Raw genomic sequence first — 17,552 nt, 5'->3', positions numbered from 1 at the left:
CGAAGTGATTCTGTGGCACCTTCACACGTTCTCGTTCCGCTCGATGGCTCACCGCTCGCCGACGAGGCGCTCGAATACGCGCTCGAGACGTTCGACTGCCCGATCACGGTCGTAAACGTCGTTCTGCCGTTCGATGCACCGATGAGCGAGGGCGGCCTGCTCGGCGCTGACGACCAGCGCCTCGACGCCGCTCGCGAGTATGCCGAGAGCGTGATCACACTGGCCGGAGAACGGGCCGCCGAGGCGGACCGCCCAGTCGAGGTCATCATCGAGACGGGAGATCCAGCCGATGCGATCCTTCAGATGGTAGAAGAGCAGGATATCGATCACATCGTCATGGGCGGTCACAGCGACGAGACGAACCGGGTCGCACGACGACTGCTCGGGACGGTTGCGACCGCAGTCGTCGGGGAATCGCCGGTTCCGGTGACGGTCGTGAAGTGATCAGCTCATTCCTAACACCGTCGAGAGGAGCCGATACAGCCCGAAGCCGATGACGATCGACGTCGAAAGCGTAATCAGCCAGAACGCGACCGTGACACCGATCTTTCTGCGAGAGACCCCAGCAGAGCCAGCGGCGAGGCCGCCGCCGATCACGCCGGAGATGATGATGTTATTAAATGAGATGGGAACGCCGAGCGCGATAGCGATCTGTGCGATGACGAAACCGGGGACGAGTGCGGCAATCGAGCGACGTGCGCCGAGTTGGGCGTACTCGCGTGAGGTCGCCTGGAGCAGGCGAGGTGCGCCCATCCACGCGCCGGCGATGATCCCGGTGGCACCGACCGAGAGCAGGACGATACTCGGAAGCCCGAGTTCGGTCCCGAACAGGTTTTCCAGCGGCCCGGTCGCCAGTCCGACCTGACTTCCGCCGCTGGAGAAGGCGACGACGCCGCCGAGCAACAGCAGGAACGTTCTGATCCCCTGTTCTGCGGAATCGAGCGTTCGTCGACGAATGTACGCGAACCCGGCGACTGCGAACCCGATCGTCGCCAGGATCACGACGATGTCGGTACCCAGTACCGACGGTTCGCCGGCGGTCCGTGAGAAAAATTCTGCGACGGAACTCTGTTCGACGTCGGGCGGCGACGGGATCACACCGAGCCGGATATTTGCAAGGATCCCGCCGACTATCCCGGCGAGCAGTGGCACCCCGATCGCATCCGGGATGTCGTCCCGACGGAGCAGTTTCGCGGTGAGATACGCCATGCCGCCGGAGGTCGGCGGCACCAGTAGCCAGAAGATGATTAGCTCCCGGTAGGTCGCGGTCGCCGGATCGCCGCCCAGCGAGAGGCCGACGCCGACCATCGCGCCAGTGGTGGCGAAGGCGGCGGGCACCGGGTAGCCCGAGTAGACGCCGAAGATCATGAACGACGCCGCCGTCATGAGCCCTGAAATCGCCGCGAGAGCAGTGATCGGAGCGTTCAGGATCAGGTTCGCACCGACCGTCTCGGAGATCGCACCGCCCTGTGTCAGCGCCCCTAACGCCGCGAGGATACCGATCAGAAACGCTGCACGCATCGTCGAAATGGCGTTCGCGCCGATAGCCGGGGCGAAGGGTGGAGAGTTGCTGTTCGCGCCCAGTGCCCACGCCATGAACAGACAGGTCAGTGTCCCCAGACCGACGAGAGCCCAGAAAGCGATCGACACGTCAGCGCCACCCCTGCAGACAGCGCAGAGTCAGTTCGGTTGGCTGCCGTCCGCAAAGAAAGGCGCTAACAGCGTTCATATCATGGAGATCTATCGCCGGAGCCGTTAATAGTTGAGGGGGTACCGGAGAATCCTCTGGGACTTCGATCAGAAACCCCGAATGGTGACAAACCGAATCCCTTTCCAACCCCCACAGCATCTGAGGTGGTAATGACACATCGGATCGCGGTGATCCCGGGCGACGGAATCGGACAGGAAGTGACGCCGGCCGCAGTCGAGGTCCTCGAAGCGCTCGACGTCTCGTTCGAGTTTGTGGACGGCGAGGCGGGCGACGCGACGAAAGCCAGGACCGGCGAGGCGCTCCCGGTAGAGACCCGCGAACTGGCTGCCAGTGCTGACGCGACGCTGTTCGGCGCGGCCGGCGAGACGGCCGCCGACGTGATCCTCCCGCTACGGGACGTCGTCGACTCCTTTGCGAACATTCGACCGGCCGTCTCCTACCCCGGTCTCGACGCCGTCCAACCGGAGACCGACCTCGTCTTCGTCCGCGAGAACACCGAGGGCGTCTACACGGGCATCGAGAGCGAGATCGCCGACGGCGTGACGACGCTCACCCGCGTCATCACCGAAGAGGCCTCCCGCGACATCGCGGAGTTCGGCTTCGATTACGCCGAAGAGAACGAGTACGATGTGACAATCGCCCACAAGGCGAACGTCATGCGCAAGACGGACGGACTCTTCCTCGACGCCGCCGAAGCCGTCGCCGAAGAACGTGGCGCGGAGTACGACACCGCGCTGATGGACGCGCTGGCGATGCATCTGATCACCCATCCCGAGGACTACGGCGTTATCATCTGCCCGAACCTGGCGGGCGACATGCTCTCCGACCTGGCGGCGGGACTGGTCGGCGGCCTCGGCCTGCTCCCGAGCGCGAACGTCGGCGCGGAAAACGCCCTCTTCGAACCGGTTCACGGCTCCGCCCCTGACATCGCGGGCGAGGGCATCGCCAACCCGACGGCGATGATCCTCTCGGCAGCGATGCTACTCGACCATCTCGGTCACGGCGACGAGGCAGACCGCGTCCGAGCGGCTACAGAGGCCGTGCTCGAGGAGGGGCCCCGAACGCCGGATCTCGGCGGGTCGGCGTCGACCCAGGACGTCACCGGAGCCATCGTCGACCGTCTCTGAATCAGCCGGTTCGGTTCGCGGCTTCCGACGGGGAAACTGCGGCTTCATTTTTACACTCGACGAGGACGTACGAGGAGACATGCCCAGCGATACACGCACCCTCGGCCTGCTCGGGCGGACGGTACTCGCGTTGCTCGCGCTGTTCGTCGTGTTCGTCGTCGTCACGGCAGTCATCTCGGTGGCGCTCAGTATCGTCTGGACCGTCCTCGCGGTGGTCGTTCCAGTCGTCGTGTTTGCGCTCATCGCGTACGCCGCGGTGACGATGTACGGGAGCGGTGGTGAAGAAGCGAACAAGGGCCGACGCTCGTCGATATCGCCGGAGGAACGGCTCAAAGAGCGCTACGTGGAGGGCGAAATCGACGAAGCGGAGTACGAGCGTCGCCTCGAACGGTATCTCGATCCGGTCGATGTAGAGTCGCTGGACGACGAGTCACGGTCCAGAGAGTACGAGATGGAGTGAGAGCCCCCGCCGATTAAGCGCGTCCGACTCGAAGAGACACATATGCCTGAAGTCGAACTCGAAGAAGAGACACTGGAGCGTCTCGACGATCTCAAAATCGAGGACGAGTCCTACGACGAGTTGATCAACGAACTGATCAACATCTACGAGGTCGAGGAGTTGACCCTGTTCAAAAGCGGGTAATCAAGGAGGTGGTAGCTACCCCATCAGGTAGCGTAGCCATGAGTTGTTCTGTACGAACTCGGTCTGTTCGAGGCGACCGTCCAGCCCCAGGGTCCGGCCCGCACCGAACGCGCCGAGACCGAACAGCAACAACATGTAGACAAAGGAGCTATCGCTGGGGAGAGCCACCGTGCGCTATTCGGCTCCGCGCGCTGCCGCACTACAGGCGGTCTCCCACTGATGCTTGGATTCGAGGTGGGACTGTAGCCGTTCGGCGTACTCGTCGGCGAGAGCCTCCGCCGCGTCAAGCCGTTCCTGATCCCCGCCGCCACCGCCGTCCATTCCGAACAGCCCTTTGAGCGCGCTGACGATACCGCCACCGCTCTCCGAGGAGCCACTCGGTGCGCCGCCCATCGCCCCCATCTGACTGCGGACGTCGTCCAGTGCTGGCATCACCTGCGGAACGTTGTCAGTGTTCGCTACGACGCGGGCGTTTTCCGGGTCTTCGGGGTTCTCGATTTCGAGTTCGACCGCGGTCATGATCATCCCCCACTCCTGGTAGAGAACTCCGAGGCCTGCACTCGCTCGGAGAACTCCTGATCGACTTTCATGCGTGCGCCGACGATTCTGTCGGTCCAGTCGCTGTTGCTCATACCGGTACTACGACTGACGGTCCTATTACATCTGCGGAAAAAGCGGAACTGGTGGCTTAGCTGTGGAGCGTCACGTCGGCGTGGAGACTGTCCTTGAGCGCGTCGTGGACTTTGCACAGCTCGAACGCGCGTTCCGTGATCTGGTCGGCCGTCTCGTCGTCGAGGTCGGTCTCGGTGGTGACGTCGAACGAGATGGAATCCAGTTTGTCGTCGTCATTCAGTTCGCCGGTAACCGCAATCTCGATCTCGCCGAGGTCGCCGCCACCGCGCTGTTCGGAGCCGACGCGAAGCGCCGGGACGAAACACGCGCTGTAGGCGGCAAGCAGGGATTCGAGCGTGTCGGGGGCGTCCTCGCCGGTCGCATCGACGGTCGTCTCGAACTCTCGGATCTTGTTGTGTGTCGAAAAACCCTCTGTGGAGGTGCTGTGTACTTCTTTGGCCATAGCACCTCCCTCTTCAACCCCGTCGATGTAAGGGTTGTTCCACCGGAAAATTCAGAGTGGACCGGGCGGGAGTTCGAAGGTTTCGTCGCCGTCGAGGATGTGGACCTCGGCTTCACTCCCGGTCGCCTTCACTTCGCGCTCGAACTGCTCGACGTCGATCTCGATCGGCGGGAAGGTGTCGTAATGCATCGGGAACGCGTGATCGACATCTGCCAATCGACCGCAATCGCCGCCTGCATCGGCCCCATCGTGAAGTGATCGCCCGCCGGGACGGCCGCCGCGTCCGGTTCGAGATACGGCGCGATCACCTCGCGCATCTCGGTCATCAGGCCCGTGTCGCCGGCGTGGTAGAACGTCGTGCTCTCCTCGTCGGAGATCTGAGTCGGCTTGGTGTCGCTGATCACGTAGCCTACCGGCGTCCCACCCGCGTTCTCGTAGGCCGTGTCCAGTCCGTTCGTGTGATCGGCGCGATGCATCGTGATGTAGGCGTCGCCGAGTTCGACCGTCCCGCCGATGTTCATCCCGATGGTGTCCTTGACACCGTACTGGTCGGCGACGTAGCCTGTCACCTCCGGCGTCCCGACCGCCGTGACGTTGGCATACTGGCCGATGTGGGCGATGTGGTCCGCGTGGCCGTGCGTGAGGAGCACGTAATCCGGCGTCTCGATCTCCGAGGGATCGTGGTCCGTGTGGGGGTTGTCAAAGAACGGATCCATCAACAGATCGGTGTCTCCAACCGTTACACGCCAGGTCGAATGACCGTGCCAGGTGAGTTCCATGGTACATCAAAAGCTACTCCTCTCACTCACTTAGTGATACCTGACAGCATGGGGCCACACGTCGTCGTGCCCCTGTTCGGTCCCGAGTGGGACGTGCTCGCCTGGGAGACGGGACCCCCGCGGAGATGCGTCTCACAGGGAGTCCGTTTTCTGTCTGCCGACCCAACGACACCCATGCTCACGCTACAACTGGACGACTTCATGCTTGAACTCAAAGACGGTGCGATCAAGAACGTCGGGGCGTCGAACAAGAGCGCCACCGCAAAACTGTACGACGTCGAAAGTGCCGAAGCCAGGGAGTTCGGCGACGAGCGCGTCAAACTCGTCTTCGAGGACGAAGACGGTAGCGAGATACAGGTCGCACTCTTTCCCGAGGACATTCGATCGATCGCCGACGATATCGAGCAACTCGAGGCCAACAGCCCCCTCTTCGAGTAGCAGATTCGACCGTACACTGTCGACCACAGCGAGAGAGTTTCGACAACAGTTTTAGGACGGGGCTATTCAAACCGATTAAATGAGCAACTGTATCATCTGTGGCAAGCCCGTGGACGGGCTAGTCTGCAGTACGCACGAGGAGGACGTAGCATTCGAGTTCCGCGGTAGCTCCCCGGATCAGCTAACACCGAACCGCTACTACAAAGGCACCGTCGACGGCTTCGCCGAGTTCGGCGTCTTCGTCAACATCGGTGACAGCGTCACCGGCCTTCTCCACCGCAGCGAACTCGACCAGCGCCTCGACAGTCTCGACTGGGACGCTGGCGATGAGATGTACGTCAAAGTAAAATCTATTCGCGATAACGGCGACGTCGACCTGGGCTGGTCGATCCGACAGGAGGACCGCGATTTCCGGGGTCGACTCATCGACGCGCCGAGCGGCGACAAGATGTACGAGGACGAGTCGGGAAACGATTATAAGTCGTCGGCAGCGGCCGGCGACGATACCCTAGCGACGCCCGAGCAGACCGACACTGCCGAATCGACCGACACGCCCGAGGAGAGCAGGACTACGGACGGCGGTGGCAGTCAGCCCGAACCGACCACCGCCGACGAGTCCGAGACGGCTGTCGTCGAAGAAACGGTCGAAGAATCTGTCGAAGAAACTGTTGAAGAAACGGTCGAGGAAACAGTCGAAGAGACTGTCGAAGAAACAGTTGAAGAAACGGTCGAGGAAACTGTCGAAGAGACTGTCGAAGAAACGGTCGAAGAAACAGTCAAAGAAACGGTCGATGAGGAGGGCGAAGCAGTCGAGGACGAACCGATCGAACGCTCCGAGATCGGAACGCTCGGCGAGCGTGTCGGCGACCGCGTCCGGATCGAGGGCGAAGTCGCAAGCGTCCGACAGACGAGCGGACCGACTATATTCGAGCTTCGCGACGAGACAGGGACTGTCGAGTGTGCTGCCTTCGAGGAGGCGGGCGTTCGTGCCTACCCCGACATCGAGGCCGAGGACTTCGTCCGACTCGATGGCGAGGCCGAACTGCGCCGCGACGAACTGCAGGTCGAGACCGAGGCCGTCATGCGGCTGTCCGGCGGCGAGCGCGCCGTCGTCGAGGAACGGCTCCGCGCCGCGCTCTCGGAAGCCGCTCGGCCCGACGAGATCGACTTGCTGCTGATAACGACGCCGTCGCCGAGGTCGAAGGTGGCATCGAGGCGGCCAGTACGGCGATCCGCCGAGCGATCATGGTCGGCCGACCGATCGTGGTCCGACACAGCGCGACCGCAGACGGCTACGCGGCCGGCGCGGCCATCGAACGCGCCGCCCTACCGCTGATCCGTGACGAGCACGACCGGCAGGACGCGGTCTACAACTACTTCAACCGACGACCGCTCGAAGGCCATATCTACGACATGGAGGCGGCGACCAACGACGTGACGAACATGCTGGAAGCCCGTGACCGACACGGCGAACAGCTACCCTCGTCGTGCTCGCCGACGTCGGCAGCACGAAAGAGTCGACTGATGGCTACGAACTGCTGGACGTCTACGACGTCGAGCGAGTCGTCGTCGACACGCACGCGCCTGACGAGGACGTCACCGATGCCGTCGACACGTTCGTCTCCACCGAGGGCGTCACGACGCCCGCGCTCGCGGCGAACGTCGCCGCCGCCGTCAACCCGGACGTTCGCGAGGACTTAGAGCACGTCCCGGCAATCGGCTACTGGGAGGCCGCTCCCGAGGCGTACGTCAATCTCGCCGCCGAGGCCGGCTACGACGCCGACTCCGTGCAGGAACTCCGCGAGGCAATCGCGCTCGAAGCCTACTACCAGACCTACCGCGACAAACGCGAACTGATCATCGACCTGCTGTTCGAGCAGGCCGAGGGGCTGGCGAGCCACATTAGCGAACAGTTCCGGACGAAACTCGAGACCGAAATCGAGACCGCAGAGCGGAACCTGACGACTCGAGAGGCCGACGGCGTCCATTTCGCCGTCCTCGACACCGACGCCTACACCCACCAGTACGACTTCCCGACGACGACGCTGCTCGTCGACGCGCTCCACCGCCGAGAGAGCGAAGAACTCGGAACGCCGCTGGTCACGCTGGGTGTCGACGACGACGAGATCCACGTCCGAAGCTCCGAGGATCTCGACGTCCGCGAGATCGCAGCGCAGGCCGCCGAGCGAGCCGACAACGCCGCCGTCACCGCTGTTGGCGGCCGCGACGGTCACATCGAGTTCCTCGCGGGCGCCCGCGACGAGGTGCTCGAAGCGGCCATCGCCTCGATCGCGAGCGAGCTGTAGAGACCCACAGTCGATACTCTTATTCGCTGCAAGTCGCTCTGATCCAGTAATGAGTACCGAGTCGGACGCCACGGAAAGCGAGGCGTTCGAGAACGCCTGTTCGGAGCTGGTCGATCGGATCCTCGCCGGGGACGTAGAGCGAGATGACCTGGAGAGCGCAAAGCTCGACGTCTGTTCGGAGTTCTCCTCGCCGAAGGTGCCCAAACACACCGAGTTGCTGGACTACGCACCCCAGGAGCGACGCGAAGAGCTAGAAGCCGTCCTCCAGCGGAAACCGGTCAGGACGGCCTCGGGCGTCTCGCCGATTGCGATCATGACCAGCCCCCACAACTGCCCGCACGGGCAGTGTCTGTACTGCCCCGGCGGCCCGGGATCGGAGTTCACGAGTTCACAGAGCTACACGGGGCACGAACCGGCCGCCGCTCGCGGCGAGCAGAACGATTACGACCCCTACGGGCAAGTGACGCTCCGACTGCATCAGCTTCGAGAGATCGGTCACCCCGTCGACAAGGCCGAGTTGATCGTGATGGGTGGGACGATGACCGCCCGGAGCCACGACTATCAGGAGTGGTTCGTCAAACGCGCGCTACAGGCGATGAACGACTACGACCTGGAAAGCGAGCCCTCGCCTGCCGAGGAGGAAAGCTTCGCGCCCGATCCGGAGGAGACGGAGTTCGAGTATCTCGAAGACGTCATCGCGGAAAACGAGACGAACGAGATCAGAAACATCGGAACGACGTTCGAGACGAAACCCGACTGGTGTGATCCCGAACAGATCGACCGGATGCTCGACCTCGGGGGGACGAAGGTCGAAGTCGGCGTCCAGACCACCTTCGAGCGGATCAACCGCGAGATGCATCGCGGCCACGGCGCGCAGGCCTCTATCGACGCCAACCGACGGCTTCGGGACGCCGCGTTCAAAGTCGGCTTCCACATGATGCCCGGCCAGCCCGGGATGTCCCACGAGATGTGCATCGAGGACTTCCGCCGCCTCTTCGAGGACGAGGAATGGAAGCCGGACTACCTGAAGATCTATCCGACGCTGATCGTCCGGGGCACCCAGACCTACGATATGTGGCACGAGGGCGAGTACGACCCCCTGACGAACGAGGAGGCTGCCGAAATCGTCGCCGAGATCAAGTCGATGATCCCCCGCTACACGCGGCTTCAGCGCGTCCAGCGAGATATTCCTGCGGACTTCATCGACGCCGGCGTCTGGAAGTCGAACCTCCGCCAGCTAGCCTGGAAACGCATGGAAGAACACGGCTGGGAGTGCGAGTGTATCCGCTGTCGCGAGGCCGGGATGAACGACGAAACGCCAGAGAACGTCGAACTCGACGTGATGACCTACGAGGCGGGGGGCGGGACGGAACACTTCATCAGTTTCGAGGACTTCGAGAAGGACCTGCTGATCGGCTTCTGTCGGCTTCGGTTCCCGAACAACCCTGTTAGACGCGAACTAGAGGACGCCGCGCTGGTCCGGGAGCTACACGTCTACGGTAGCGAGGCCGCAATCGGACAGGACGCCGCAGGGGACCAGCACCAGCACAAGGGCTACGGTCGCCGTCTGATCGAGGAGGCTGAAGGGCTCGCCGCCGACGCGGGCTACGGGAAAGTCAGCATCATCAGCGGCATCGGTGCCCGCGAGTACTACCGCGAAAAACTCGACTACTACCAGGACGGGCCGTACGTGAGCAAGCGACTGTAGCGAGCGAAAATCTCGTGAGTGTAGCGAACGAGATCCGTGGAAGACGAGCAACGCGAGTCTTCCGAGCGAGCAGTTTTTGGCCGAGATTTTTCGAGGAAGGGTGGCGAGCGGAGCGTAGCCACCCGACGATGAAAAAGGTCGTAGTGACGGGCCGTACGTGAGCAAGCGCCGCTGAGTCGCGACTCCGCCAGCCCTCCGGAAGCACTGTTGACAGCTCCGCCAGCTATCATGACGGTTTTTATCCAGCCCCGCATAGCCTAACGCATGAAGGACGGACCGGAAGAACGGCTCCGGCAAAACGCCGTCGAGGTGACGTCGATGCTGGTCACGGGTCTCTGGCTTGCGTTGCTGTTCGTCGGGCCAGGGAACTGGTGGCTGGGGGTGATGCTGTTCGGCTACATCGTGGTGGTTCCGATCGTTGCCCTCCTCTACGGCGACGACGACGATATCGACGAGTGGCTCGACGACTACGATCCGGTCGAGTCGACCGAGAGTGATAGCGAGGAGGTACAGGACGCGCTGGAGACCCTGCGAGACCGGTACGCCCGCGGCGAACTCACCGACGAGCAGTTCGAGCGAAAACTCGACCGACTGCTGGAGACGGAGACGCTCGAAGACGTCGAAGACAGACAGCGCAGACAGGAGCGAGACATCGAGTTCGAGCAGTAAGCGGTCACACTGCGAGCGCCACGTCGACGACCAGCATCACGCCGACCCCGACCGCCGCCGCAAGGGGTTCCGGGAGTGCACCCAAGCCTGTGGTCGCCCCCGCAGCGAGCGCGATGAGTCCGACATCGAAAGCCGCTACAGTGGATCACTCCGGCGGTCGACGCTCCACTGACCGGACCATCGCGGTATCGGGCTCGTCGGTCGGCGACGACGTTCGATGGGCCTCATGATCTGTACAGCGACGGACTCGTCGATATGTCGTCTCGACGGTCCGGTCCACTGGCAGGTGCCGGTATCATGATAGGTCTTGGTGCGGAAGTTCTTACTGCAATCGCTAGGTGATCTCGAATGGAACTCTGGCTCCGACGGGCGCTCAGGACGGTTGGTGCGATCTTCGTACTCGTACTCGTTACTTCGATACTGTATCACACCGTCATGGTCGCCGTCGAGGGGCGAGAGCCGCTCTTCGCACACAGTCTGCAGGTAATCATCGAGACGTTCACCGGGACGGGCTACGGTTCGGACTCGCCGTGGGACACGACGATGGGGAACGTCTTCGTCTCCGCTGTCGATCTCTCGACCTTCCTGCTCCTGTTTATCGTCGTTCCCTACGTCTTCCGGCCGGTGCTCGAAGAGGCGCTGGGACCGGACGCCCCGACGGCGACCGAGGCGTCGGACCACGTGGTCGTCTGTGGCCTCGAACAGCAAAGCGATCGCTTAGTCGAGCAGTTCGAGACACGGGACGTCGAGTACGTCGTCGTCGCGACGACCGAATCCGAGGCGCTGTCGCTGCAGGAGGACGGCATCTCGGTAGTCCACGGCGATCCGACTTCCGTGGATACGCTCCGATGCGCAGGCCTCGACCGCGCGTCCGCAGTCGTCGTCGATACGATCGACGAACGGACCGCGAGCGTCATTCTCGCCGCGAGGGAACTCGACGAGTCGGTCCGGATTATCGCGCTGGTTGCCGATCTCGAGTTCGAGCAGCATCTGACCTACGCTGGTGCCGACGAGGTGCTGACTCCACGAGACCTGCTCGGGCGACGTCTCGCAGAGCGGGTCCTGACCGAACTGATCCCAGGGCGAAGCGACTCGATCTCGCTGGGAGAGGAGTACTCGCTGGTCGAACTGAGCGTTACCGAGGAAAGTCGAGTCTGTGGCTGTACTGTCGAAGAAATCGAGGCGATGGAGGAGCCTTCGCTGACGGTCGTGGGGGTGTGGCAGGACGGCGAGTTCGTCGATTCGCCGCCCGACGACTGTCTCGTCGACGAGGGCACGGTAGCACTCGTCGCGGGGTACGACGACGACCTCGACACCATAGAGACGGAGCCACGTGGGATCGAGGGCGGGGCCATCATCGCGGGGAACGGAATCGTCGGATCGACGGTCAGAGCGGCGCTCGAATCGGCCGGAGTCGAGTGTACGACGATCGATCTCCAGCCAGCCGACGCGGTCGACGTGGTCGGTGACGCGACCGACGAATCGACGCTCCGGGCAGCCAACATCGAGACCACATCGGCGTTCATCGTCGCGATCGGTGACGACGATCAGGCGATCCTCACGGTTCTCGTTGCCAACGAACAGAACGCGGAGATGGATACGATCGCACGGGCAACCCACGCGGAAAACTCCTCGAAGCTCCGCCGCGCCGGGGCGGACTACGTCCTCTCGCTTCCCGAGATCAGCGGCCGGATCCTCGTCCGTGAGGTGTTACATGAAGAGATCCTCTCGTACGATCGACAGCTTGAGGTCGTTCGGATCTCGGGCTCAGAGATCTCCGGACAGCGGATGGCCGGCACCAGTATCCCTGCGCTGGACTACATCGTCGTCGCCGTCGAGCGGGACGACGAACTCCTCACGGACATCTCGCCGTCGTTCGAGTTCCGGGACGACGACGACCTGCTCGTGGTCGGCGACGACGGGGCGATCGCCACCATCGAGGGCGAATGAGGCGAGCCAGATGTTCGATGACGCGTCGTACCGGCGCTGGCCGTATCGGGAGCGGCCGACAGGGGCCACCGTAGCGACACGCATTTTTGCGCCCGGACGGACCTATCGGTATGGATCAAAAGCAGGAGCTGACGAGCGTCGACCTCGCAGCCCTCGTCTCCGAGTTCGGAGCGTACGAGGGGGCGAAAGTCGACAAAGCCTACCTCTACGGCGACGATTTTCTCCGGCTGAAGATGCGGGACTTCGACCGCGGCCGCATCGAGTTGCTGGTCGAAATCGGCGACGTCAAACGGGCCCACCTCGCGAAGCCCGAACACGTGCCCGACGCGCCGGGGCGGCCGCCGAACTTCGCGATGATGCTCCGGAACCGGCTCAGCGGAGCCGATTTTGCCGGTGTCGAGCAGTACGAGTTCGACCGAATCCTGGAGTTCACCTTCGAGCGCGGCGACGAGAACACGACAATCGTCACCGAACTGTTCGGGCCCGGCAACATCGCAGTGATCGACTCGAACCGTGAGGTCGTCGACTGTCTGGACACCGTCCGCCTGAAATCGCGGACGGTAGCCCCTGGCGCACAGTACGAGTTCCCGGACTCGCGGATCAATCCGCTGACGATGTCCTACGACGCGTTCGTCGCGATGATGGAGGATTCGGACACCGACGTCGTCCGGACGCTCGCGACGCAACTGAACTTCGGCGGACTCTACGCCGAGGAGCTATGTACCCGCGCCGGCGTCGAGAAGACGATCGACATCAGCGAGGCCGACGACGACGAGTACGAACCGCTGTTCGCCGCTATCGACGAACTCGCGATCGAACTCCGGACCGGCGGACTGAACCCGCGAGTGTACTACGAGGACACAGAGGACGGCGAGAGCAGGCGGCGCGTCGACGTGACGCCGGTCCCCCTCGAGGAGTACAGCCACCTCGAAAGCGAGGCCTTCGACACGTTCAACGCGGCCGTCGACGATTACTTCTACGAACTCGATCTGACCGAAGACGAGGAGAACGCGGGCGGCACCCAGCGGCCCGACTTCGAGAACGAGATCGAGAAACAGAAACGGATCATCGAACAGCAGGAGGGGGCGATCGAGGGGTTCGAGCAGGACGCCGAAGCCGAGCGTGAGAAAGCCGAGTTGCTGTACGCACACTACGATCTGGTCGACGAGGTGCTCTCGACGATCCAGTCCGCGCGCGAGGAGGAGGTCCCGTGGGACGAGATCGAGGAGACGTTCGCCCAGGGCGCAGAGCAAGGGATCGAGGAGGCCGAAGCGGTACAGCGGATCGACGCCGACGAGGGGTTCGTCACCGTCGATGTCGACGGGACCGATGTGCGACTCGACGCGAGCGAAGGGGTAGAGCACAATGCGGATCGGCTCTACCGCGAGGCAAAGCGCATCAAGGGGAAAAAGAGGGCGCGCTCGCCGCCATCGAGGACACCCGCGAGGCGCTCGAAGACGCCAAACAGCGCCGCGACGAGTGGGAGCGCAAGGAGCAGCAGGACGACGAGGAAGAAGAGACGGAACCGGGCGACCGCGACTGGCTCTCCGAGCCCTCGATCCCCGTCCGTAGTTCGGAGCAGTGGTACGAGCGGTTCCGCTGGTTCCACACGAGCGACGACTTCCTCGTGATCGGCGGGCGCAACGCCGACCAGAACGAGGAACTGGTCAAGAAGTATCTCGACAAAGGGGATCGCTTCTTCCACGCCCAGGCCCACGGTGGCCCAGTGACGATTCTCAAGGCCACCGATCCGAGCGAAGCGGCACGTGACGTCAGCCTTCCCGAGTCCAGCGAGCGCGAGGCCGCGCAGTTCGCCGTCTCGTACTCGTCGGTCTGGAAGGACGGGCGCTTTTCGGGCGACGTCTACGCCGTCGATCACGATCAGGTCTCGAAGACCCCCGAGAGCGGCGAGTTCCTGGAGAAAGGTGGCTTCGCGATCCGCGGGGATCGGGAGTACTTCCGGGACGTCGGGATCGGTGCCTGCGTCGGCATCACCTGCGAGCCATCGACGCGCGTGATCGGCGGCCCGCCGTCAGCGATCCGTGAGCACGCCGAGACGACCATCGAGGTCGAGCCGGGGCGATACGCACAGGGCGACGTGGCAAAGCGGATCTACCGGCAGTTCCGCGAGCGCTTCGAGGACACCTCGTTCGTCAGAAAAGTAGCCAGTCCCGACCTCATCCAGCATTTCCTGCCCCCGGGCGGGAGCCGAATCATCGAGGACTGATCCGCGCCAGAGTCACTGGTTTGGGTGGGTCGGAATCCGGACGCAGACTGTCGTCCCAGCCTCGCTCACGTCGAAGTCGAGTTCGCCGCCGAGGACGGCGACCAGCCAGCGAACGAGCCAGAGGCCAAGCCCGCTTCCGTGATAGAGTTGGGATTCGCCATCGGTTTCGAGCGCTTCGATCTCGTAGTCGGGGATTCCGGGACCGTCGTCGGAGACGACGAACTCGACATCCTCGTCGGTCCTGACCGCGATCTCGACGTGTGGCTTCGCCGAGTCGTTGTGCTCGATTGCGTTCTCGAGGAGGTTTTCCAGCGCGACTTCCAGTTGTTCGCGGTACGTGGCTATCGTGGCCTCGGACTCTATCGTCGTCACTATCGTGGCCGACGGGTATCGCCGATCGACTCGCTCGCCGAGCCGTTCGACAAGGTCATCGACGGATAGCCGCTCGACTGCACAGTCGTCCGTCTTCAGATGGCGCTCGACCGAGTGGGCTTTCCGGCTGAGGTCGACGATCCCCTCCACCAGCGACTCTATCTCGTCGATCTGCTCTCGGCGGTGCTCCCGGTCCTCGACGTCGACTAGCTGACTGACGTGGCCCTCCACGACCGAAAGCTCGTTTCTGAGGTTGTGCCGGAGGAGGCGGTTCAGCACCGTAATCCGCTGTTCGCGCCGCTGTTTCCGGGAGACGTCTCGGTAGACGATGGCGTACCCCATCACGTCGCCGGTCGGTCCCTCCACCGACGACTTGCTCGTCCGGAGCGTCCGCCCGCGAAGTTCGATGATCGCCGGCACGTCAGTCGGGCCGTCGGCTCCCGTATCGTGGACACACTCCAGCGGTTCGCCGAGACAGTTTGGCCGGTTGCAGTTCAGTAGCTGGCACGCGCTTTCGTTGGTCTGTAACACCGTGCCGTTCGTAGAGACGATAACGACACCCTCGTCGAGTTGTTGAAGCGCTCTGTCCTCGCCGATCCGGCGGGTCGCCGGGACGAACTCGAACAGGTGGTGTCTGGCCGCCGCGTACGTCACAGCGATGCTCATACAGCCGAACCCGAGTGGCAACAGGGGCATCGCAGGATACGGTTCGAGCTGTAATACGTCGATCCCGGCGACCACGTACGGCGAGACCGATCCCAGCAACAGCGCGAGCGCCTGCTCGGAGAACAGTTGATCGTACTCCGAAAGCGACCGGTGGAGGAAGACGAGTCCGATCGGCGAGAGCGAGAACAGTGCGAGCAGTTGGAAGACGCCGACGGCGTTCGATTCCGTCGTGACGACCGGGACCTCGCCGGACAGGTCGACGAGTACCTCCGAGTAGACGAGGCCATGGTACGGCCCAGTGATGTCGACGAGGACTAACAACGCGAGCAGTACTGCGACTGCGACGCGGCCGCGACGAGCCAGCAACTCTTCCCGACCGGTGTACGTGAGGACGAACAGGAACCAGGCCGCGACAGAGAGCGTCCCGAGCGCGAGTTGAAGATGTTCGAATAGTATGAGTACATCGGGCGAGCGGACCATTGTCGCCGTGAGAACGTACGTCGTCGAGTACACCCCGACAAGGACGTTCATCGCTGTGAGATAGAGGGCACCAGGAATCGTCCGATTCCGGAACGTGTACGCGGCCAGCGCAAAGGCTGAGAGCACCACGATGACGAGGATCCATACCCAGGCCGGAACGGCGACTAATTCCTGCATTGCCGAGGATCTGTGCTATCGTTAGTTCGATGATAGTTTAGTGTGCCGATTGTGGCGATTCTGCAGTCACGAATAACAGTTCACTTATCGTCGGAACGCCCACGTTCGGGTATGAGAATTCAGGATCGCCATCGGGTCGAGGGGGCCGCGAGCGGATGACGCTCGTCCCCGAGAGCCTCGACGACCTCTGGCATCTCCAGTACGTGCTGGAGCCGGGCGACCTCGTCGGCGGCGACACGACGCGTCGGATCCAGCGCAACGACGATCAGATGCGTGACACCGGCGGCGAGCGCGAGCACATGTACGTCACTATCCGCGTCGAGGAGGTCGAGTTCCACAAGTTCTCCAACCGGCTTCGCGTGGCTGGGACCATCGAGGACTGTTCCCGGGAGGACCAACTCGGTCTGCATCACACGCTCAACGTCGAAGAGCGCGACGAAATCACCGTCGAGAAGCGATTCAAGCCCGATCAGGAAGAACGGCTACAGGAAGCGGTCGAGGCGACCGAAAACCCGGATGTAGCCATCGCGACCGTCGAGGAAGGGCAAGCGCACATCCACACCGTCGAGCAGTACGGCACCGAGGAGTACGCCCGTTTCACCGGAACGACCGGCAAGGGCGAGTTCTCGCGGTCGCGCGAGGAACTGTTCGCCGAACTGACCGACGCGCTCTCCCGGCTTGACGTCGACGCCATCATCCTCGCCGGGCCGGGGTTCACGAAGAAAGACGCCCTCTCGTACATCGAGGAGGAAGCGCCCGAAATCACCGACCAGATCACGATGGTCGACACGAGCGGTGTCGGCGACCGGGGCGTCCACGAGGTGCTCAAACGCGGTGCCGTCGAGGACGTCCAGGCGGAGACCCGCATCGCCGAGGAGGCCGAACTCATCGACGAACTGACCAAGCGGATTGCGAGCGGTGCGAAGGCCTCCTACGGCCCCGAGAACGTCGCGGAGGCGACGGAGTTCGGCGCAGTCGAGACACTGCTGATCCTCGACAACCGACTCAGAACCGAACGCAGTGGCGAGGGCGAGTGGGATATCGACGCCGACGAGGTGATCACGCAGGTCGAACAGCAAGGCGGCGACGTAGTGGTCTTCTCCGGGGAGTTCGACCCCGGCCAGCAGCTATCGAATCTGGGCGGCATTGCCGCGCTCCTTCGGTACCGTCTGGAGTGAGCGACAGCGAGAATCCCCTGACCGCCTTGCCGTAGCCGACACACAG

Annotated in this window: 12 protein-coding genes and 5 pseudogenes; 11 read left to right on the top strand and 6 right to left on the bottom strand. The window is 63.1% G+C overall.

The genetic code is table 11. The features are described 5' to 3' along the window. Positions 1 to 12 precede the first annotated feature (12 nt). On the top strand, positions 13 to 444 hold the full coding sequence (locus tag ACFQH2_RS07350; protein ID WP_377052310.1) for a universal stress protein: 432 nt from the start codon (positions 13 to 15) through the stop codon (positions 442 to 444). Here ACFQH2_RS07350 and ACFQH2_RS07345 read toward each other — a convergent pair whose 3' ends face one another. Continuing rightward, positions 445 to 1,596, bottom strand: coding sequence for an inorganic phosphate transporter (locus ACFQH2_RS07345; RefSeq protein WP_377057028.1), 1,152 nt, complete (start codon positions 1,594 to 1,596; stop codon positions 445 to 447). It lies immediately after the preceding gene. Between the two features lie 264 nt (positions 1,597 to 1,860). On the opposite strand from ACFQH2_RS07345, the gene ACFQH2_RS07340 reads away from it, so the two are divergent. From ACFQH2_RS07340 to ACFQH2_RS07330, 3 genes are all read left to right on the top strand, one after another. After that, positions 1,861 to 2,838, top strand: coding sequence for an isocitrate/isopropylmalate family dehydrogenase (locus ACFQH2_RS07340; protein ID WP_377052308.1), 978 nt, complete (start codon positions 1,861 to 1,863; stop codon positions 2,836 to 2,838). Between the two features lie 79 nt (positions 2,839 to 2,917). Then, positions 2,918 to 3,298 carry an SHOCT domain-containing protein gene (locus ACFQH2_RS07335; RefSeq protein WP_377052306.1) on the top strand — a complete coding sequence of 127 codons (381 nt, stop codon included), beginning with the start codon at positions 2,918 to 2,920 and terminating at the stop codon, positions 3,296 to 3,298. Between the two features lie 42 nt (positions 3,299 to 3,340). Then, a complete protein-coding gene (locus ACFQH2_RS07330) occupies positions 3,341 to 3,481 on the top strand; it encodes a DUF7557 family protein (protein ID WP_377052304.1) in 141 nt (46 codons plus the stop codon). 15 nt (positions 3,482 to 3,496) lie between these two features. Here the strand turns inward: ACFQH2_RS07330 and ACFQH2_RS07325 are convergent, their stop codons facing one another. The 4 genes and pseudogenes from ACFQH2_RS07325 to ACFQH2_RS07310 all read right to left on the bottom strand — a co-directional run bounded on the left by ACFQH2_RS07325 (position 3,497) and on the right by ACFQH2_RS07310 (position 5,335). Continuing rightward, positions 3,497 to 3,649, bottom strand: a complete 153-nt coding sequence (locus ACFQH2_RS07325; RefSeq protein ID WP_377057143.1) for a hypothetical protein — start codon at positions 3,647 to 3,649, stop codon at positions 3,497 to 3,499. A gap of 6 nt (positions 3,650 to 3,655) precedes the next feature. Beyond that, positions 3,656 to 4,113: pseudogene (locus ACFQH2_RS07320) on the bottom strand (DUF5799 family protein). A 56-nt stretch (positions 4,114 to 4,169) separates the two neighbouring features. Next, positions 4,170 to 4,556: an OsmC family protein gene (locus tag ACFQH2_RS07315; RefSeq protein WP_377052300.1), complete on the bottom strand. Its 387-nt coding sequence runs from the start codon at positions 4,554 to 4,556 to the stop codon at positions 4,170 to 4,172. 51 nt (positions 4,557 to 4,607) lie between these two features. Further along, positions 4,608 to 5,335: pseudogene (locus tag ACFQH2_RS07310) on the bottom strand (metal-dependent hydrolase). 174 nt (positions 5,336 to 5,509) lie between these two features. Between ACFQH2_RS07310 and ACFQH2_RS07305 the strand changes: the two are divergent. The 6 genes and pseudogenes from ACFQH2_RS07305 (at position 5,510) to rqcH (ending at position 14,633) form a co-directional block, all read left to right on the top strand. After that, positions 5,510 to 5,773 carry a hypothetical protein gene (locus ACFQH2_RS07305; RefSeq protein ID WP_377057026.1) on the top strand — a complete coding sequence of 88 codons (264 nt, stop codon included), beginning with the start codon at positions 5,510 to 5,512 and terminating at the stop codon, positions 5,771 to 5,773. A gap of 79 nt (positions 5,774 to 5,852) precedes the next feature. After that, positions 5,853 to 8,079 (top strand): annotated as a pseudogene (locus ACFQH2_RS07300) (DHH family phosphoesterase). Between the two features lie 49 nt (positions 8,080 to 8,128). Further along, positions 8,129 to 9,787, top strand: coding sequence for a tRNA uridine(34) 5-carboxymethylaminomethyl modification radical SAM/GNAT enzyme Elp3 (locus ACFQH2_RS07295; protein ID WP_377052294.1), 1,659 nt, complete (start codon positions 8,129 to 8,131; stop codon positions 9,785 to 9,787). A 264-nt stretch (positions 9,788 to 10,051) separates the two neighbouring features. After that, positions 10,052 to 10,456: an SHOCT domain-containing protein gene (locus tag ACFQH2_RS07290; RefSeq protein WP_377052292.1), complete on the top strand. Its 405-nt coding sequence runs from the start codon at positions 10,052 to 10,054 to the stop codon at positions 10,454 to 10,456. A gap of 348 nt (positions 10,457 to 10,804) precedes the next feature. Continuing rightward, positions 10,805 to 12,406: a potassium channel family protein gene (locus tag ACFQH2_RS07285; protein ID WP_377052290.1), complete on the top strand. Its 1,602-nt coding sequence runs from the start codon at positions 10,805 to 10,807 to the stop codon at positions 12,404 to 12,406. A gap of 110 nt (positions 12,407 to 12,516) precedes the next feature. Continuing rightward, a pseudogene (rqcH, locus tag ACFQH2_RS07280) lies at positions 12,517 to 14,633 on the top strand (ribosome rescue protein RqcH). A gap of 12 nt (positions 14,634 to 14,645) precedes the next feature. Here rqcH and ACFQH2_RS07275 read toward each other — a convergent pair. Next, positions 14,646 to 16,328, bottom strand: coding sequence for a histidine kinase N-terminal 7TM domain-containing protein (locus tag ACFQH2_RS07275; protein ID WP_377052286.1), 1,683 nt, complete (start codon positions 16,326 to 16,328; stop codon positions 14,646 to 14,648). A gap of 111 nt (positions 16,329 to 16,439) precedes the next feature. Here ACFQH2_RS07275 and ACFQH2_RS07270 point away from each other — a divergent pair. Next, positions 16,440 to 17,506, top strand: a pseudogene (locus tag ACFQH2_RS07270) (mRNA surveillance protein pelota). Positions 17,507 to 17,552: the final 46 nt, after the last annotated feature.

It is taken from the genome of Natronoarchaeum sp. GCM10025703 (genome assembly GCF_042661985.1).
In the GTDB taxonomy this organism is placed as follows: Archaea; Halobacteriota; Halobacteria; order Halobacteriales; family Natronoarchaeaceae; genus Natranaeroarchaeum.
This window is presented reverse-complemented; position numbering and strand designations above follow the sequence as displayed.